The organism is Vibrio sp. YQ_11, assembly GCF_043103065.1.
GTDB lineage: Bacteria > Pseudomonadota > Gammaproteobacteria > Enterobacterales > Vibrionaceae > Vibrio > Vibrio parahaemolyticus.
The window spans coordinates 379,254-396,679 of record NZ_JBICJM010000050.1 but is presented as its reverse complement, the minus strand read 5'-3'; the positions used below and the strand labels follow the sequence as shown (position 1 = coordinate 396,679).

The following is a 17,426-nucleotide window of genomic DNA, read 5'->3' as shown; positions in this document are numbered from 1 at the left end:
TAATAATGAACAGCTGCAGTCCAAAAGACCCGCAGCGTCAAAAGGAGCTTGAGATGAACGTTCAGGCGTTACCCATGCATCGGTTTATCGACCATGATGGGAACCTAGTCGGCCAACTACCCAACTGGGCTGACATTGAAACTTTGGTCGGGTTTTACCGCGACATGGTATTAACTCGCACCTACGATCAGAAAGCCGTTGCGTTGCAACGAACAGGTAAGCTAGGTACCTACCCTTCACACCTTGGCTCAGAAGCCATTGGTATAGCGGTAGGACGGGCATTAAAAACCGATGACGTCTTTGTCCCTTATTATCGCGATATGCCTGCGATGTGGTGTCGTGGCATTGGTATGGAAAAAAACCTTCAATATTGGGGCGGCGATGAGCGCGGCAGTGACTTTGCGCCAGAAGGCAGCCCTATCCCAAGCCGAGACTTGCCATTTTGTGTCCCAATCGCAACACAATGTACACATGCGGTCGGCGTTGCTTCTGCGTTGAAAATTCAAGGCAATCACGAAGCGGCTCTGGTCATGTGTGGCGACGGTGGGACATCCAAAGGAGATTTTCTCGAATCCATCAACTGCGCAGGGACATGGAACATTCCGTTGGTTTTTGTGGTGAATAACAACCAGTGGGCGATTTCTGTACCACGCAGTTTGCAATGCGCGGCGGAGTTTCTTTCTGAAAAAGCAAAAGGCGCTGGCATTCCAGGGATTACCGTCGATGGCAACGACGTTGTTGCTATGTATGACGCTACCATGACCGCATTAGAGCGAGCACGAAAAGGCAAAGGGGCGACACTGATCGAAGCGGTAAGTTATCGCCTAAGTGACCACACCACCGCCGACGATGCGACGCGTTATCGTAATGCAGATGACGTGCAAACCGCATGGCAATTCGAGCCCGTGAGCCGACTAAAAACCTTTTTGATCAATCAAGGTGCTTGGAGCGATGAACAAGAGCAACAATGGCAAAGCGACTGCAAGGAACAAGTCGAACTCGCGGTTGAACGCTACCTAAACTTGCCTCAACAAGCGCCTGAAACTGGATTCGATTACCTCTACGAATCGCTTCCTCAAGAGCTTCACGCTCAACGCGATGAATTGATCAATAAAGCAATGCGAATGCAAGGAGGCAAACATGGCTGAACTTACGTTAGTTGAAGCAGTAAACCTCGCTCTGCATCATGAAATGGAACACGATCCAAACGTCGTCGTACTTGGCGAAGACGTGGGCGATAACGGCGGCGTATTCCGCGCAACCGTCGGGCTTAAACAAAAGTATGGACTAAAACGCGTCATCGATACTCCGCTTGCAGAAGCCTTAATCGGCGGCGTTGCAGTGGGCATGGCAACTCAAGGTTTACGCCCTGTTGCAGAATTTCAGTTCCAAGGTTTCGTCTTCCCGGCTATGGAGCACCTAATGTGTCACGCTGCCAGGATGCGTAACCGTACTCGTGGACGCCTCACTTGTCCGGCTGTATTCCGCGCGCCTTTTGGTGGCGGCATTCACGCGCCGGAACACCACTCAGAAAGCATTGAAGCACTGTTTGCACATACCGCAGGCTTTAAAGTGGTGATTCCATCTTCCCCTCAGCGTGCTTACGGTTTGTTGCTTGCTGCCATTCGCAGTAACGATCCAGTGATGTTCTTTGAACCCAAACGCATCTATCGCACCGTTAAATCCGAAGTGATTGATAACGGGGAAGCATTACCGTTAGACACTTGTTTTACGCTGCGCAAAGGCCGAGATATTACGCTCGTGACATGGGGAGCATGTGTTGTTGAATCTCTCCAAGCTGCGCAAACCCTATCAAGCCAAGGGATCGAAGTCGAAGTCATTGATCTGGCAAGTATTAAGCCGATTGATACCGCGACGATTTTCCGTTCACTAGAGAAAACCGGACGCCTGCTGGTTGTACATGAAGCCAGTAAAACGTGTGGTGTGGGTTCTGAACTGCTGGCTCGAACCGCCGAGCACGCGATGTGCTTGCTAAAAGCGCCACCTAAACGAGTCACAGGTATGGATACCATTATGCCTTATTACCGTAACGAAGATTATTTCATGGTTCAGGAAGAAGACATTGTGATCGCAGCGCGCGAGCTCGTGGAGGATTGGAAATGAAGACGTTTAACTTACCCGATCTCGGCGAAGGTCTCGCTGAGTCAGAAATTGTAAAATGGCATGTCAATGTGGGTGACATGGTCAAACTAGACCAGGTGATCCTCACCGTTGAGACGGCGAAAGCAACCGTAGACGTTCCAGCTCCGTACGCAGGCAGAATTGTCAGCCGCCATGGTGAAGAAGGCGACGTGATTAATATTGGCGCCCTACTTCTAGAAATCGACGAAAGTGGCGCAGAAAACACTATCTCTGCGGAAAAACGACAAACCGCCGATGCCGCAACCGTTGTTGGCACCGTATCTCACCAATCTCATAACGTAAATGTTGATGATTTTTGGGTAGGCGGCAGCCACAACAAATCGGCAGACAAACTCATCACCGCTTTACCTTCCGCGCGTTTGCTAGCGAAAAAGCTAGGCGTAGATTTGAAAACGATGGTCGGTCGCGGACCAAGCGGTTTGATCGTCGATGCCGATGTTTACGAAGAAGCAGGCAAACAAGTTCCTGGCACTGAAGTGCTCAAAGGAGCGCGCCGTACGATGGTCTCGACCATGGCAGAATCGCATCAAAATGTCGCAGCGGTGACCATTACCGAAGAAGCGTTATTGGAAGATTGGTTGCCAAACGAGGACATCAGCATTCGTCTGGTACAAGCTATCGTTTATGCTTGCCAGCAAGAGCCAGCTCTCAACGCTTGGTTCGATGCAGAAACCATGACGCGCTGTGTTCATCCTACCGTCAATCTTGGTGTAGCGGTGGATAGCCGTCACGGACTGTATGTCCCCGTGCTTCGCCACGCGGATGAGTATGAACCGCAAGACGTTCGTCGCTGGCTCGATCAAACCGTCAAAGGCATCCGAGACAGAAAGATCAGCCGAGAAGACTTACAACACGCAACCATTACTTTGTCCAACTTTGGGGCCATTGGCGGCATTTTCGCAACACCAGTGGTTTCGCCACCGCAAGTGGCGATTGTCGGTGCAGGACGAATTGTGGACCGGGTCGTGATCCGTAACGGTCAAGCCGTGGCCGTAAAAGCGATGCCGCTGTCCATTACCTTTGACCACAGAGCTTGTACCGGCGGTGAAGCCGCGCGCTTTACCAAGGTGCTTGCAGAACATCTGCAAAGGCCAAGTGTAACTAAGTCATAACGACATAAGGCTTCCGAATGGAAGCCTTTTTTGCGTTACGCACTAATTCAAACCCACCGACCGAACAGATACAATCATCACTAATGGTTTGATTTTCATACTCATTTCACTCTTTCATATTTCAAAACCCTGACCACCTCTCATCGAATTCACGTTTACGTTAACTGAGCTATAGTTTTCTATATAAACGAAAAATGTCACCCAGATGACGAAAATAAAAAGGAAGCACAAAAATGGAACGTGAATGCATGGAGTTTGATGTGGTGATCGTCGGAGCTGGCCCTGCGGGGTTAAGTGCAGCATGTCGATTAGCACAGTTGAACCAAGATCGTGAAGGCGAAGCGCTGTCAATTTGTGTGGTAGAAAAAGGCTCTGAGGTCGGCGCACATATATTATCTGGCGCGGTGTTAGAAACTCGCGCCTTAGACGAGCTTTTCCCAGATTGGAAGGAAATGGGAGCGCCCGTTTCAGCTCCCGTTCAACATGATGATTTTCTCTATCTAACAACGGAGCTTAATCATATACGTGTGCCCCACTTCCTTACGCCTAAACCCATGCATAATGACGAAAGCAACCACGTTGTTAGCCTTGCTAATCTTTGTCGCTGGCTTGCTACTCAAGCTGAGCAACTTGGCGTTGAAGTTTTTCCTGGTTTTGCCGCTGCGAGCATTAACTACGATGAATCAGGTGCCGTTACTGGTATCACCACCAGCGATATGGGGCTGGATAAAAACGGACAAGAGAAAGCCAATTTCGAACCGGGCATTGAACTTAAAGCCAAATACACGCTGTTTGCTGAAGGGTGCCGTGGGCATTTAGGAAAAGAGCTCATTCGTCATTTCGATTTGGATGCGGGCAAACAACCTCAGCATTACGCATTAGGCTTGAAAGAGATTTGGGAACTGCCGGCTGATGCGAAAGATTTTACTGGCAGCGTCATCCACTCCGCCGGTTGGCCATTGAGCGAAACCAACACAACTGGTGGTGGATTCCTCTATCACATGGAAAACCGCCAAATTGCGGTTGGGTTGATTGTCGATCTTAACTATCGCAATCCCCACTTGAGCCCCTTCGATGAGTTTCAGCGCTTTAAACACCACCCTGCAATCAAACAACACCTAAAAGGGGCACAGCGCATCGCTTATGGTGCAAGAGCCATCGCAAAAGGTGGGTTATCTTCTTTACCGAAACAACAATTCCCCGGCGGTTTATTAATTGGCTGTGATGCAGGAACACTTAACGTTGCGAAGATAAAAGGCAGCCACACCGCGATGAAATCAGGCTTACTAGCAGCAGAAGCCATTCATCAAGCATTACAAGACTCAAGGCGTGAACCTGATTATCAAACGCGATTTGAAGCCTCTTGGCTGTACGATGAACTCGCCGAAACGCGTAACTTTGGAGCGAACCTGCATAAGTTCGGTAGCCTGTTTGGCGGAGCTCTTTCTACCTTCGAGCACAACTTGTGGCTTCCTCTGATTAAAAAGCCAATACCGTGGACAGTGAAAGACCATTCCCACGATCACGAACAGTTAAAACCCAAAAATGAATGCCCGCCGATTGAGTATCCAAAACCGGATGGAGAAATCAGCTTTGATAAACCATCTTCGGTGTTTTTATCCGGCACACAACATGAAGAAAACCAACCGTGCCATCTTGTTTTGACTTATCCTCATATCCCCATCGATGTGCACCTCGGGTTGTTTGATGAGCCAAGCCAGCGTTACTGCCCTGCCGGGGTTTACGAAGTGGTCGAAATTGATGGGAAAGTGAAGTTTCAAATCAACGCTGCGAACTGCGTACATTGTAAAACGTGCGATATAAAAGATCCGTCACAAAACATTACGTGGAAGACGCCAGAAGGCGGTGGCGGGCCTAATTACCAGAATATGTAGTCAATAGAGCATGATAGCACCGTATCTATCATGCTCTGTCTTTCAAGGGTGAAACAAAATCGAGGACTTAAACCTCTACTCCTGCTTCATCTTCTTGCACAATATCTGTTTCTTGACTTGCTTCCGCTAGCCACTTTTGTACCGCTTGGCTTGCTAGCACTTTTTGCTGGTAAGCTTTAGCGCCTTGGGACAATTCAATGCCATAAGTTTCAAAGCGCAACGCAACCGGTGCATACATAGCATCGGCAATCGACCACTCTCCAAACAAATAAGCGTCTGGGAACTTTGCCATTTGCTCAGACCAAATTGCGTCTATGCGTGCAATATCCTTTAGTGCTCCATCGCTCAGTTCTACTTTTCGACGCGCGCGACAGTTCATCGGTAACTCATTTCTCAAATCAAAAAAGCCCGAATGCATTTCAGCCGAAATCGCGCGCGCTTTCGCTTTGTCCGCTACATGGCTCGGCCACGCCTTTCCTTGTAGGTACTGCTCATTCACATATTCCAAAATCGCTAAGGAATCCCAAACCGTGACTTCGCCATCAACCAATGTTGGCACTTTGGCCGTTGGTGTTACGCTCGCAAGCTTGTCGTAGAAGTCTTCAGTAAACAGCGTTAGCTTAGTCACATCCACTTTTAAATCGTATTGAGAAAAAATGAGCCACGCTCGCAATGACCAACTTGAGTAGTTTTGATTCCCGATAAAGAGTTGCATTGTTGCCTCCATGCCCAATGGTGTTGTTATTAATTAAAGCGTGAAATCACAATATCTGATTGTTTTATTTCAAACTAACGGATAGTTTTGATGGGATACTTCAACAAAAACGATGGATAGAAAAGAATATGGATATTGACGCGCTGCGCAGCTTTCTTGCGTTTGTTGAAACAGGTAGCTTCACTCGTGCTGCAAAACAAATCAATCGCACCCAATCCGCGTTTAGTGCTCAAATGCGAAAGCTTGAAGATGAACTCCATGTCAGCTTATTCGAAAAGGAAGGTCGCAACCTTGTACTGAGCGAAGCGGGTATGTCACTTCGTGCGCATGCAGAGCAACTCGTAAGTTTGCACAATCAAGCCGTCAAGCAAGTAAAACGCTACGAAAACAAACGCCCACTGCGTTTAGGATGTCCAGAAGACTATAACGATAGTCTGCTGCCTAAAGTCATCCGCGTATTGCAGCAAACCGAACCGACCTGCTCTATCCAGGTGTACAGTGAGCCAAGCGTGACGCTCCGTAAATGGCTAGATGAAGGCAAATTAGACGCCGCCATCGTGACTCGTGCACCCGATAGCGAAGAAGGATACTGGCTCGCAAGTGATAGAGGCGTGTGGATCAGTCACCCCGATTTCGCTATCGACGAATCACAGCCAGTCCCTCTCGCGCTATTTCAAACCGATTGTAAATACCACGCCGCCGCTATTAATGCGCTGACCAAAAGAGGAACGCCATATCAACTCTTAGCTTGCTGTAACACCTCTTCTGCGCAGCGAGCCATTGTTCGCTCTGGCATGGCGATTGGCGCGATGGGAAGAATCAGTGTCACAGATGATCTGAAGATCTTAGAAGATCTGCCTCCACTACCGTCGGTGGATATTGTTTTGGTAACTGGTGTCGAACCGCATCCTATACTAGACAAAGAATGCTTGTCGCAGTTGGCTGAGTTGATGCCTTACTAGCGAACATCAAACAGATTAAGCAATCACGAAATCGAACGTTCCGACTATTCGCCCATCAATATTTATCGGTTCAAACTGTAAATGGTCACGGGCTTTACCACCCCACCATTCGTTGCCCGTCTGTCCTTTCAAATAGAGTTGGGTGGTCAACAATTCGTCGTCGCCACGCCACAGTTTGACGTGAATGTGAGGAGGTCTTGAGCTGTATGGGACAGGAAACAGTGTTTGAAAAAAATAGCGTCCATCTTCTTCAGTTACTGTCGCGCCAAAACCTGAAAAACTTGGGTCAAACTTGTTTTGGCTGGGTTGATTCGGATGGTCATAAATCCCTTGGCCATCACACTGCCAAATTTCTATTTTTACGCCAGAGATAGGACGACCAAACACATCCAACACTTTACCTTGCAATGTTATCGCCTCTCCGATCAAAGTATCCGGTTTCAATACTAAATTTTGGCGAAGTGGAATCTTCACCACGGGATAAAATGGCCCTTCGGTCTGAGAGGGCGTCGGACGCATCGAGCTTTCCGCTTTAAGAAATGGCGCAAACATCAATGTCCATAGCGCAAGAAAATGTCGTCGTTCCATGTTACTACCCAGAAAAATCTACTCACTTAAGTTTGGTGAAAGATGCGCAGTTTTCCACTTCCGGGTAAAACAAGAGAAGAGAAATAAAAAATGCCCCTACCAGAGAGTCAGTCGCAGAGGCATGGTGAAATTGAAGATGTGATGAACTTAAATCAACAATGGTTTGGTATTTATACGGCTTCAAAAGCCAGAGCTTTCTTCTCAACTTGGCGGAAGATAAGCGTCAGAATCCCATTCACGCTCAGATAAAACGCGCCTGCTACACCGAAAACCATTAATGTATCGTAGGTTTGAGCATTAATGCGCTGAGCATAACCCATCAAGTCCATGATGGTGATGGTGCTTGCCAAAGACGTGCCTTTGAACACCAAAATCACTTCATTTGAGTAAGCAGGCACCGCGCGGCGAATCGCATAAGGAAGTAACACACGTAACGTGGCACTTTTGTTCATACCCAGCGCACGACACGCTTGCCATTGACCTGAAGGAATCGCATTAAACGCGCCTTTAAAAAGCTGAGTACTGTACGCGGCAGTATTTAATGCCAACGCTAACATGGCACAGAACCAAGGTTGGCTCAGCCAAGTCCACAGCACACTCTCTCTTACTGCATCAAATTGACCCGGGCCGTAGTAGACCAAGAAAATCTGAACCAGCAACGGTGTCCCAGTAAACAACGTGATGATGCCACGGCTTACCCAGTGCAAACCCGGAGTGCGTAGAATCAACGTCAAGGTCATCAATAGTGCAAGAATACAGCCGACAGCCAAAGACGCAGCCGTTAATTGAAGGCTAGTGCCTAAACCATCCAGCATTTGCCATACATGTTGTTCGTTCATGCGTTTGCCTCCTGCCCCATACTCATGCCTTGGATTGAGAATTTCTTATCAATCACTTTGACCGCGCGCTGCGTGATAAGCGTGATCACTAAGTAAATCGCCGCTGCCGTCGCATACCAAGTAAACGCTTCGTGCGTGGCTGCCGATGTAAGCTGAGCTTGTTTCAGCAGATCCGTCACGCCAATCAAAGAAACCAGCGCCGTGTCTTTTAGCAAAACCAACCATTGGTTGGTTAAGCCAGGAAGCGCATGTCGCACGGCTTGTGGCAACACAATGCGCACAAACGCGTGAAACTGACTGATACCGAGTGCGCTTGCAGCTTCTCTCTGTCCTCTGCCTACGGCTTTTAATGCGCCGCGCAGAGTTTGAGAAGCATAGGAAGCGAAGATCAACGATAACGCCACCACACCAGACAAAAACGGGCTAACCTCAATAAAGTCTCCGGTGATTAAAAACAGAACCTGAGTCGAACCAAAATAGATGAACAATACGACAAGGATTTCTGGCAAGCCACGCACCACCGTAACAAACGCCGTTGTAGGCCATTTCACGAATACGCGACGAGACATTTCACCACTGGCGAACACCACTGCCAGAATTAAACCGACTAAAAGGCTTGTGAAGGCTAGCTGAACCGTCATCCAGCTAGCTTGTACAAGCGATAAAGAGTAACCCGTTAACGCCATATTACTTACCGAAGTACTTGTTGTAGATTGCGTCGTATTCGCCGTTCGCTTTCACGGCTTCTAGCGCTGTGTTTAGCTTGTTCACAAGTTCATCGTTGCCTTTGTTTACTGCGATACCAAAACCATTACCGAAGTATTTAGGATTCGTGACGCGCTCACCAACGTACGCAAGGTTGTCTTCCTTCTTGAACCACTCCGCCACTACCGCTGTGTCACCAAATACAGAATCAATACGGCCATTCTTCATGTCGATGAAAGCATCTTGGTAGCTTGAGTAAGGAACCGACGTTACACCCGGCATTTGCTCGATAAGGTAACTTTGGTGAGTTGAACCGTTTTGAACGCCTACACGCTTACCTTCTAACGCGTTTTGGTCAGCGACTTTGTCTTTGATAGAAACAAACGCTGCTGAGTTGTCGTAGTAAGCATTCGAGAAATTGACTTGCTCAAGACGCGCTTCAGTAATGTCCATTGCAGAAATAGCCGCATCATAACGTTTGAATTTTAATGCAGGGATCAAGCTATCGAAAGATTGGTTGTGGAAGCTACATTTTGCGTCCATTTCTTTACATAGAGCATTCGCCAGATCCACATCGAAACCTTGGATTTGATTGTTTTCATCCATGTATTCGAATGGTGCGTACGTCGCCTCCATCGCGAATTTGATTTCATCTTGTGCCACTGCGTTTGCTGCCACATTTGCAGAAATAAGGCCGATTAGTGAAGTTAGTAGAATCTTTTTCATTGCAATACTCCGTGTGTACGTCTTGGGCTGACACTCGCAATGACAGCCGAGCTTATCTGTTAGTTGACTGAACTTATTGGTGTTGTTTTTAGTGCTTTAGATAATCAGCAAACTGTGTGGTTTGCGGGTTAGCAAAAGCGTCGTGCGTACCATGCTCTACGATGTGTCCTTTCTCGAGGTACAGAACGTGGCTAGCAATCTTCTTAGCAAAATCGACCTCATGCGTCACTACGACTTGGGTGATGCCAGTTTCGCTTAAATCTTTAATAATCTTAACGACTTGATTAGTAATTTCAGGGTCAAGAGCTGCGGTCGGTTCATCAAAAAGCAAAACTTCCGGTTTCATCATCAATGCACGAGCAATCGCCACACGTTGTTGCTGACCACCAGAAAGCTGCATCGGCCATGCGTCGGCCTTATCAGCCAAATGCAACGTAGACAAAATTTGCATCGCTTGGGTTTTAGCTTCTTCTTTATCCATTCCAGACACTTTAATAGGCGCTTCAATCAAGTTCTCCATTACCGTCATGTGTGGCCACAAGTTGTACTGCTGAAATACCATGCCCACTTTACGGCGAAGCGCTAAACCTTGCTTTTCTTTGATTTCAGCCGAGAAATCAAAGACGTCATTAGCGATGTTTAGTTTGCCGTTATCCGCCCCTTCCAAAAGGTTTAGAACACGTAATAAAGAACTCTTTCCCGCGCCGCTTGGGCCCAGTAACACTAGCGTTTCACCGTTTTCACAATTGAAACTCACATCGTGAAGAACTTGTGTGTCACCGTAGGATTTGTTGATTCCGCTTACCCGAATACTCATGCTGCAATACCGCATTAATTGTCACTTGGCATTCATATTACCAACAAGGAGTTTTTATGCAATAAAAATGTATAAAAATTTAATTTGTTAACTTTTTGTATAAGAAACGAACAGCGAGATAGAGAATATGACTGGTTTGATGAGTGTGGTTTTTACAGAATTTGTTGATCTAGTAGCTAGCTCTATAACATTACGACAGCTAAGCATTTTTTACCTTTTACAGTCCACATCTCCCACTGTATCATTGCAACTAGAGGCTTATGTGATATTACTCGCATTAATTAATACCTCTAAAAACAATATGAGTTCCAAATACAAATAAAATAGGAAAGGAAAATGAGATCACGAATAGTAGCAGTTGCAATAAGCACTGCCCTAATAAGTGGTTGTGCTACTCAAAGCCCACAAACTAAACCCGCAGAGGGTGCTCACTCGCAAGCTGAGCAGCTCAAAGCTCAAAAAGAAGCCATTGCAAACCTTAACCAATCACCAGTCCTAAAACGTAAAGTAGCCTTGGGTCGAATAACTAATGAGACTATTTATGGAAAGAGTCTACTGCGAGATGACAAAGGCGATGTGTTAGGTAAGCAAGTGACTGACATGTTGTCCAAAGCTCTTACAGAATCAGGTCAGTACATGGTATTTGAAAGGCCAGATATTGATCGCCTAAAGGACGAAGCAAAACTTACGGGTGAAGAATTAAATATCGTAGGTGTGGACACACTGATCATTGGCTCACTAACAGAGTTTGGACGCAAGACCGAAGGTGAACGTGGCTTTTTATCGTCAACTAAAAAGCAAGTAGCTTTTGCAAAAGTCGACTTGCGACTCGTAGATAGTAAGACCGGACTTGTGTATCACTCTTTATCTGGTGCGGGGGAGTCTAGTTCTGAGTCCGCATCCGTAGCAGGGTTTGGGTCTAAATCTTCTTATGACGGAACTTTGAATGATTCGGCAATTTCAAATGCAATTGCTGACGCAATCAATAAGTTAACTATAGAAATCCAAACCAGACCGTGGATGACAGATATTCTTTCTGTTGAGGATGACACAATTTACATCAGTGGCGGAAAGTCACAAGGCATTAAGCCGGGTATGATTTTTGACATTGAAATAAAAGGCAAACAGATCAAATCAAAACAAACTGGTTTCGACATCACCTTACCAGGGAAAAAAGTTGCTGAAATCAAAGTTGTTCAGACTTTTGGTGATACTGCAACAAACGAAGGTGCCGTCACCGTAGTAAGCTCAGGTTCAATTTCAAACCTTGATACCAACAAACTCAATGTTGTGGAACAGAAATAATGAAAACTAGACTAATAATCCCGACTCTTGCTCTGTTTTTCGCTGCTGGATGCGTTCAAATGCCAACGACAGAAAGTAAAACTGTAGATAATCGACCACAACTCACTTTTTCAGTTTCAGCAGAAGGCGGTTCCGACTACACCGTTGTCATTGATGGGTTGGATAATGGATCCATTAAACAATACACCGCAGGAAAGAAAGCTCTTCGTGTCCTCCCTGGCACTCACGTCATTGAGTTTTACCAAGATGGCGCTTTAATCTCATCACAAAAAATATATGTAAGCGATGGCGTCACGAGAGAGGTAATAGTCAAATGAAGTTTTTAAAAACTATTACCGCAATTTCTGCGTCTATTCTTCTGTTCGGGTGTCAAACAACAAACACTCTATATGATTGGGGTGGCTACGATGAGGGACTATACGAATACTACTACGATCCAATTGAAGCAAAAGAGTTTCCTATTGTATTGGAGACACATCTAGTCGAATTAGAAGAAAGTGGTCAAAAGCCAGCACCAGGCCTTTATGCCGAGGTAGGCACGTTTAATCTCAAATCTGGAAATACTTCCAAAGCGATCGCTTTCTATAAAAAAGAAGCGGAAACTTGGCCTGAAAGTGCTCCTTTAATGAGTGCGCTTATTCAAAACCTAGAAAGACTAGACAATGAAAAAGAGGCACAGAATTAATGAACATGATTAAAACGCTATTTTTAATTACGTGTGTCTCGCTTTTGTCTGCATGCCAAACGACACAAATTGAAAGACAAACTGGCTTTGAGGAAATCAATCCTAAATCAATCCTGATACTTCCTGTCGTGAATAAGAGCGTTGATGTTGATGCTCCTTTGGCTGTATATAGTTCTCTTCCAGTGATGTTGGCTGAGAAAGGTTATTATGTGTACCCATCAAATACTGTAAAAACCATTCTTGAGTACGAGGGCTTATATGAGCCTGCAGAAGTCCAAGCACTTCCAACAAATAAACTCGCTGATATGTTCGGTGCTGATGTATTTTTATACGTGACGATTGAACAGTGGGATACAAAATATGTTCTTATATCAAGTACTACAGAAGTAGAGTTCACATATACGTTTAAAGACCGTGAAGGAAACACTATTTGGGAAGCAGCTAAAAAGATGGAGTACACTCCTCAGAATAGTTCTTCTGGTAATGCAATCGCGGACTTGATCGGCGCAGTCATTACCGCGGCAATTCAACGTGCAGCTCCTGATTACATGCCACTAACTCGAATGGCTAACTACCAAGTATTTTACACAGATAAAGCAACCTATTTGCCAAATGGTCCATATTTACACAAACAAACTAAATAAAAAACTGATGTAAAACTATAAGCGCTGATTGTAGCAATCAGCGCTTTCAAACTCTAAGGAAAACCCTTTCCTATCATTTTAGAAGAAGACTCGCTTCACCTTTTGTTGGTTCTGCAAGCTTAAAAGATTGCTTCGTTTGTTATTTAACAATAATCATCGTCTTTGAACTTCAGAAGTGACTGAACATCGCGCACAAAAAAGGCCGCTAAACAGCAGCCTTCATCACTTCTACTTGGAATCATCGCCTTTCATAGCTTAAACCACACCACCAGCACCTAGCATAGAACGCTCACTGTTCTCCACTAGCAACGCGGTTGCGGTTTGTTTCAGAGTTTGCCATTCTTGGTCTTCGACAAAAATACCATTTTTCCAAGAAGCTTGTTGCGTGCGGCTTAACTCATCACCTTCAATATGGATGGTGTACCCTTGTGCACTTTTCTCGATATCGAAATCGTTCACGGAGAACTCGATAACCATACTATGCAAATCCGTATCATGCCCATCAAACTGATCCGAGGAAAAGACTTCTGGCGCGATTCGTCCACGGTTCAACACATAAAGCGTTCGCTTGGGACTAGATCCATTGACCCATTGTGCGCGACACGCGATGCCTTTCGCAGAGAGCTTCAACAACTCACTGAAACCCAACCAACGGTTATGACACTGTCTCAATGTAATGGTAATCGACTTACGGTTGATCATTTTCTCGAGCGCGAAATCTAACACAGCGGGTAAATGACACACCACGCTGCCAGTTTTAGAACTTGGCATTGGCGTCACCACCTTACCTAAACTCGCTTTCCCAACCAATGAAACACGCTTGGTTTGGATCCCGCTTATCGATCCACCGCTTGAAAGGCAAATTGGTATATTTACGTTAACCGATCGCACGATCTCGCCTCAAGCTAAAGCATTTCATGATTTGTGTGTACGTTATCTAAACTATCAAGATGAAGACACGTAGTTCGAAGGTTCTTAACTAACAGTGGCTCCATCAGATTTTTGGAGCCACGATTAGTCGATATAAACTGTTAGTTGATATTAGGAGAAAAATTCCGTCATTTAAAAATCACTCCGTTCCTATAGCACTCACTCTGGCTTGATGTTCTGATTCATTTTGAACAGATTGGTTGGATCGTATTTCTTCTTAATTTGCTGCAAGCGCACATACGTTGGGCCATAGGCGGATTCGGTACGTTCGGCTTCATCTTGCGTTAGGAAGTTGATATACGCACCGCCACTGGCATACGGTTTGGTTTTGGCAAAAAAGTCTCTCGCCCACGCGATACAAGCTTGGTCATCTTCTGCGGAGTCCCATCTTCCGTGCACATTTAATACGTAATTAGCGTCACGGCTAGAATAAGCCATAGATTCAGGTTCTGGTCTAGATGCCGCGCAGCCAAGAGAAGCGATAAAAATCTCGCATTGAGGCGATGGTAACTTCCCTGCATATTCTATCGCCGCATCAATGACACCTTCGCTTAGCGAGTTAAAGTTATGCGATTTCCAATAGTTACGTGCGCCCGGAGTGAGTAAGGGATCAAACGCTTGTTGCCATGCAGCAAATGGTTGTACGCCAACATGCTCACCATGTGCGTCACCAAAATCTCTGAGTGGTTCAATTAGCTTTTCACCCTCGGATGGGTTGCCTGCATAACATATCGCCAGTACGACTACTTCTTTACCGTGAACGCTTTCAGGTAAGAATGGGAGTGGCGGTGCTTTACGACTCACCATCCACACACTTAACTCTTCTGGCGCAGATTCGGTGAATTTTGCAAACTGCGTGATGACCGATTTGGCTTGTTCAAACGGGAAGACAATCAAACCACTCAGTACTTCAGGGTCTACGGGATGCAATTGGAATTCAAACTGCGTAACGATGCCAAAATTACCACCGCCTCCGCGCAGCGCCCAGAAAAGATCCTCGTTTTCTGTTTCACTGGCAAGCAATTGGCGTCCGTCGGCAGTAACAACGTTTGCAGAGACTAAGTTATCTATCGTCATACCGTATTTACGGCTCAACCAACCAAAACCACCACCTAAAGTAAGACCAGCAATACCAGTGGTAGAGTTAATTCCTACCGGGGTCGCTAACCCGTGTTTTTGAGTGGCTTCGTCTAAGTCGCCTAAGGTACAGCCCGGCTCAACAAACGCTCTCTTGGCATTTTCATCAACTCGGACTTGGGTAAGGAGCGACAGGTCGATCATGACCCCATTATCGCAGACAGCGTTGCCCGCAATATTGTGTCCCCCACCTCGTACAGAAAGTAGCTGACCATTGTCTCGCGCAAAGTTAACCGCCATCACAACGTCATCTGTCGACTTACAGCGAGCAATCAAACTCGGCTTGCGATCAATCATGCCATTCCAGATTTGGCGAACTTCATCGTAATTAGATTCGGTAGGTAAAACGACGTCACCTTGAAAGTGACTTTTGAAATGTTCAATGGTTGTGTTTTCTAAACTCTTCATATTAGTTGCCTCTCACGTTTTACATGAGCGCTTGTAAAAAGTGATGCAACTACGAGCTTGTACAAGCTTCCTCACTGTTAAACGTGACGTTTTAGTAGTCATTTTCTAGTAAACAACACACGCATCAACACAAACCGCATTCGAGCGTCATCATTCACTTCCGGCACAAGCTTGGAAACCTAAAGTGCAGAATCGGCAATCCATTGAGCGTTCAATATTGCAGATCCTTTACCTTACCCTCGTGCCTAGTTTGAAATAAAAACGCTTAAAGTTTAGAACGCCACTGAGTTTCATCTATGAAACACTGTCTTATTATTGATATTTTTGACGATTAATATTATTCCCATTTTTTATCAATGAGATGGAATTAAAAAATCGATAGGACTTAGTTGATGAGAAAAGCCAAACCAAAACGCAGCTGTCGAGTGTTTATGATAATACGGCCATAAAACAAAGCCTCCTTCGATACGAGGAGGCTTCTTCATTGGTTATGTAAACTCACTAACTGCGGCGGTTTCGGTTCTTATATACCACGCAGAAGTTGCCGCGCTTAGTTCGGCATTTAGAGCAACGTTCACAGTCTACTGGTGCGCGATTGCCTTCTTTCCAACGTTTAATCAACTGTGGCTCAGCGAGTAGAGGACGTGAAACAGCAAAAAACTGGATGTTGGTATTGTCTGCAATGTTCTCGATCGCATCAATATCGCGTAACCCACCAACCGTAATCACGGGGATATGAATATCTTGACTGATCACTTGCCCGTATTCGTGAAAATAGCCTTCTTCTTGCAGTGTGTAACCATCGAATCTTTCACCAACAAGTTCGTTTGCTTTGCCGTGAATGTTGCCGGAGACGATGATCGCATCAACGCCCACTTCTTCGAGTTTCTTACACACGATGCGTGTTTCATCGAATGTTAAACCGCCGTCAAAGAATTCAGTCGCGGTTAGCTTCACAAGAATTGGAAACGCATCCCCCACCAACGTTCTGGTCTCAGAATAGATTTCCAAAAGCAAACGCATACGATTTTCTAAGCTGCCTCCGTATTCGTCTTCGCGTCGGTTGTAGTACGGGCTTAAAAACTGGTTGATTAAGTAAGTGTGCGCGGCATGAATCTCGACACCGTCAAAACCAGCTTCTTGAGCTCGTTTACTCGCTAATGCAAATGCTTTTACGATGTAGCCGATTTCATCCTTCGTCATCGCTTTGCCTTGAGTATTCGTGCCGCGCTCAGGCACATCACTCGGTGCAAAAATCACGCGCTCACCGACGTTGTAGGTGGTTTTAGTACCGCCATAAGCAATTTGCATCACAATTTTAGAATCGTACTGATGAACCAGCTCTGTGAGCTTTTTGTATTCTTCGATGAAAGAGTCGTTGTAAATACCCATCATCCCTGCGTTGGGCTTTTCTTCTTCAACGATATTGGCGTAACCTGTGACGATTAGCCCGACTTCACCTTTAGCAAGCTCTTCGTAAATATCGTAAAGCTTTGCCGTCATGTGGCCATCTTCAGTCGCCATATTTTCCCACGTTGCGCTACGCACAAAGCGGTTCTTTAGGGTCATGCTGCCAATGCGGGCTTCGGAAAACAAAATACTCAAAACCAGTCCTCTTAATTCGTTTTTATTGTTTGACGCGTTTGTAAATCAACAAGAACGAAAAAGGAACAGCGATACATAATGCATGGCTGTTCCTTCTCTGAATCCTTGAGACTTAACATCAACAAGGCGCACCTTACTGTTTTGAGGAGGACAAAACTTTAATCTGGGTTAAGGTTTGGTGGGATTACTG

General features: G+C 45.8%; 17 protein-coding genes and 2 pseudogenes. 10 read left to right on the top strand and 9 right to left on the bottom strand.

All coding sequences use genetic code 11. The features are described 5' to 3' along the window. Window positions 1–53 precede the first annotated feature (53 nt). The 4 genes from pdhA to ACF8EG_RS23485 all read left to right on the top strand — a co-directional run bounded on the left by pdhA (window position 54) and on the right by ACF8EG_RS23485 (window position 5,170). Window positions 54–1,148, top strand: coding sequence for a pyruvate dehydrogenase (acetyl-transferring) E1 component subunit alpha (gene pdhA, locus ACF8EG_RS23500; RefSeq protein WP_005483380.1), 1,095 nt, complete (start codon window positions 54–56; stop codon window positions 1,146–1,148). Beyond that, complete coding sequence (locus tag ACF8EG_RS23495; protein WP_005455773.1) at window positions 1,141–2,124, top strand: alpha-ketoacid dehydrogenase subunit beta; 984 nt, start codon at window positions 1,141–1,143, stop codon at window positions 2,122–2,124. Before pdhA ends, ACF8EG_RS23495 begins: the two co-directional genes overlap by 8 nt. Next, complete coding sequence (locus ACF8EG_RS23490; protein WP_069505923.1) at window positions 2,121–3,275, top strand: dihydrolipoamide acetyltransferase family protein; 1,155 nt, start codon at window positions 2,121–2,123, stop codon at window positions 3,273–3,275. Before ACF8EG_RS23495 ends, ACF8EG_RS23490 begins: the two co-directional genes overlap by 4 nt. 233 nt (window positions 3,276–3,508) lie before the next feature. Beyond that, complete coding sequence (locus tag ACF8EG_RS23485) at window positions 3,509–5,170, top strand: electron transfer flavoprotein-ubiquinone oxidoreductase (RefSeq protein WP_069505921.1); 1,662 nt, start codon at window positions 3,509–3,511, stop codon at window positions 5,168–5,170. A 67-nt stretch (window positions 5,171–5,237) separates the two neighbouring features. Here the strand turns inward: ACF8EG_RS23485 and ACF8EG_RS23480 are convergent, their stop codons facing one another. Then, window positions 5,238–5,885: a glutathione S-transferase family protein gene (locus ACF8EG_RS23480; protein ID WP_069505920.1), complete on the bottom strand. Its 648-nt coding sequence runs from the start codon at window positions 5,883–5,885 to the stop codon at window positions 5,238–5,240. Between the two features lie 128 nt (window positions 5,886–6,013). Here ACF8EG_RS23480 and ACF8EG_RS23475 point away from each other — a divergent pair, with 128 nt between their 5' ends. After that, on the top strand, window positions 6,014–6,847 hold the full coding sequence (locus ACF8EG_RS23475) for a LysR family transcriptional regulator (protein ID WP_069505917.1): 834 nt from the start codon (window positions 6,014–6,016) through the stop codon (window positions 6,845–6,847). A 15-nt stretch (window positions 6,848–6,862) separates the two neighbouring features. On the opposite strand, the gene ACF8EG_RS23470 is transcribed toward ACF8EG_RS23475, so the two are convergent. From ACF8EG_RS23470 to artP, 5 genes are all read right to left on the bottom strand, one after another. Beyond that, window positions 6,863–7,435, bottom strand: coding sequence for a protocatechuate 3,4-dioxygenase (locus ACF8EG_RS23470; protein WP_025442862.1), 573 nt, complete (start codon window positions 7,433–7,435; stop codon window positions 6,863–6,865). Window positions 7,436–7,605: 170 nt separating this feature from the next. Continuing rightward, the gene (artM, locus tag ACF8EG_RS23465; protein ID WP_020842245.1) at window positions 7,606–8,274 is read right to left on the bottom strand and encodes an arginine ABC transporter permease ArtM; all 669 of its coding nucleotides are present in this window, start codon (window positions 8,272–8,274) and stop codon (window positions 7,606–7,608) included. Further along, window positions 8,271–8,960 carry an arginine ABC transporter permease ArtQ gene (gene artQ / locus ACF8EG_RS23460; protein WP_005498519.1) on the bottom strand — a complete coding sequence of 230 codons (690 nt, stop codon included), beginning with the start codon at window positions 8,958–8,960 and terminating at the stop codon, window positions 8,271–8,273. The genes artM and artQ overlap by 4 nt, the downstream gene beginning before the upstream one ends. A gap of 1 nt (window position 8,961) precedes the next feature. Continuing rightward, window positions 8,962–9,705 carry an arginine ABC transporter substrate-binding protein gene (locus tag ACF8EG_RS23455; RefSeq protein ID WP_005483358.1) on the bottom strand — a complete coding sequence of 248 codons (744 nt, stop codon included), beginning with the start codon at window positions 9,703–9,705 and terminating at the stop codon, window positions 8,962–8,964. Window positions 9,706–9,793: 88 nt separating this feature from the next. After that, entirely contained in the window at window positions 9,794–10,522 is a 729-nt protein-coding gene (gene artP, locus ACF8EG_RS23450) for an arginine ABC transporter ATP-binding protein ArtP (RefSeq protein ID WP_079858909.1), read from the bottom strand. Window positions 10,523–10,858: 336 nt separating this feature from the next. Here artP and ACF8EG_RS23445 point away from each other — a divergent pair, with 336 nt between their 5' ends. The 4 genes from ACF8EG_RS23445 to ACF8EG_RS23430 are packed head-to-tail and all read left to right on the top strand — an operon-like array spanning window position 10,859 to window position 13,156. Further along, window positions 10,859–11,827, top strand: coding sequence for a CsgG/HfaB family protein (locus ACF8EG_RS23445; RefSeq protein ID WP_025499698.1), 969 nt, complete (start codon window positions 10,859–10,861; stop codon window positions 11,825–11,827). After that, entirely contained in the window at window positions 11,827–12,144 is a 318-nt protein-coding gene (locus tag ACF8EG_RS23440; protein WP_025499699.1) for a hypothetical protein, read from the top strand. Before ACF8EG_RS23445 ends, ACF8EG_RS23440 begins: the two co-directional genes overlap by 1 nt. Further along, window positions 12,141–12,512 (top strand): DUF4810 domain-containing protein, encoded by a 372-nt coding sequence (locus ACF8EG_RS23435; RefSeq protein ID WP_025499700.1) that lies wholly within the window; start codon window positions 12,141–12,143, stop codon window positions 12,510–12,512. The genes ACF8EG_RS23440 and ACF8EG_RS23435 overlap by 4 nt, the downstream gene beginning before the upstream one ends. Then, a complete protein-coding gene (locus ACF8EG_RS23430) occupies window positions 12,512–13,156 on the top strand; it encodes a GNA1162 family protein (protein WP_025499701.1) in 645 nt (214 codons plus the stop codon). Before ACF8EG_RS23435 ends, ACF8EG_RS23430 begins: the two co-directional genes overlap by 1 nt. Window positions 13,157–13,411: 255 nt before the next feature. On the opposite strand, the pseudogene ACF8EG_RS23425 reads toward ACF8EG_RS23430, so the two are convergent. Continuing rightward, window positions 13,412–13,909, bottom strand: a pseudogene (locus tag ACF8EG_RS23425) (DUF3726 domain-containing protein); the annotation flags it as partial. A 1-nt stretch (window position 13,910) separates the two neighbouring features. Here ACF8EG_RS23425 and ACF8EG_RS23420 point away from each other — a divergent pair. Next, window positions 13,911–14,120, top strand: a pseudogene (locus ACF8EG_RS23420) (LysR substrate-binding domain-containing protein); the annotation flags it as partial. A 125-nt stretch (window positions 14,121–14,245) separates the two neighbouring features. On the opposite strand, the gene ACF8EG_RS23415 reads toward ACF8EG_RS23420, so the two are convergent. Together ACF8EG_RS23415 and ACF8EG_RS23410 are read right to left on the bottom strand one after the other, a co-directional pair. After that, window positions 14,246–15,631 (bottom strand): FAD-binding oxidoreductase, encoded by a 1,386-nt coding sequence (locus ACF8EG_RS23415; protein WP_069505908.1) that lies wholly within the window; start codon window positions 15,629–15,631, stop codon window positions 14,246–14,248. 501 nt (window positions 15,632–16,132) lie between these two features. Next, a complete protein-coding gene (locus ACF8EG_RS23410) occupies window positions 16,133–17,236 on the bottom strand; it encodes an NADH:flavin oxidoreductase (RefSeq protein ID WP_069505905.1) in 1,104 nt (367 codons plus the stop codon). Between the last annotated feature and the right edge of the window lie 190 nt (window positions 17,237–17,426).

Bases quoted from the DNA above. Each gene is read 5' to 3' on its own strand.
- ACF8EG_RS23475 (WP_069505917.1), top strand. From the start codon at position 6,014: ATGGATATTGACGCGCTGCGCAGCTTTCTTGCGTTTGTTGAAACAGGT.
- ACF8EG_RS23470 (WP_025442862.1), bottom strand. From the start codon at position 7,435: ATGGAACGACGACATTTTCTTGCGCTATGGACATTGATGTTTGCGCCA.
- ACF8EG_RS23440 (WP_025499699.1), top strand. From the start codon at position 11,827: ATGAAAACTAGACTAATAATCCCGACTCTTGCTCTGTTTTTCGCTGCT.
- ACF8EG_RS23490 (WP_069505923.1), top strand. From the start codon at position 2,121: ATGAAGACGTTTAACTTACCCGATCTCGGCGAAGGTCTCGCTGAGTCA.
- artP (WP_079858909.1), bottom strand. From the start codon at position 10,522: ATGAGTATTCGGGTAAGCGGAATCAACAAATCCTACGGTGACACACAA.
- ACF8EG_RS23415 (WP_069505908.1), bottom strand. From the start codon at position 15,631: ATGAAGAGTTTAGAAAACACAACCATTGAACATTTCAAAAGTCACTTT.
- ACF8EG_RS23445 (WP_025499698.1), top strand. From the start codon at position 10,859: ATGAGATCACGAATAGTAGCAGTTGCAATAAGCACTGCCCTAATAAGT.
- artM (WP_020842245.1), bottom strand. From the start codon at position 8,274: ATGAACGAACAACATGTATGGCAAATGCTGGATGGTTTAGGCACTAGC.
- ACF8EG_RS23485 (WP_069505921.1), top strand. From the start codon at position 3,509: ATGGAACGTGAATGCATGGAGTTTGATGTGGTGATCGTCGGAGCTGGC.
- artQ (WP_005498519.1), bottom strand. From the start codon at position 8,960: ATGGCGTTAACGGGTTACTCTTTATCGCTTGTACAAGCTAGCTGGATG.
- ACF8EG_RS23430 (WP_025499701.1), top strand. From the start codon at position 12,512: ATGAACATGATTAAAACGCTATTTTTAATTACGTGTGTCTCGCTTTTG.
- ACF8EG_RS23455 (WP_005483358.1), bottom strand. From the start codon at position 9,705: ATGAAAAAGATTCTACTAACTTCACTAATCGGCCTTATTTCTGCAAAT.
- ACF8EG_RS23435 (WP_025499700.1), top strand. From the start codon at position 12,141: ATGAAGTTTTTAAAAACTATTACCGCAATTTCTGCGTCTATTCTTCTG.
- ACF8EG_RS23495 (WP_005455773.1), top strand. From the start codon at position 1,141: ATGGCTGAACTTACGTTAGTTGAAGCAGTAAACCTCGCTCTGCATCAT.
- ACF8EG_RS23480 (WP_069505920.1), bottom strand. From the start codon at position 5,885: ATGCAACTCTTTATCGGGAATCAAAACTACTCAAGTTGGTCATTGCGA.
- pdhA (WP_005483380.1), top strand. From the start codon at position 54: ATGAACGTTCAGGCGTTACCCATGCATCGGTTTATCGACCATGATGGG.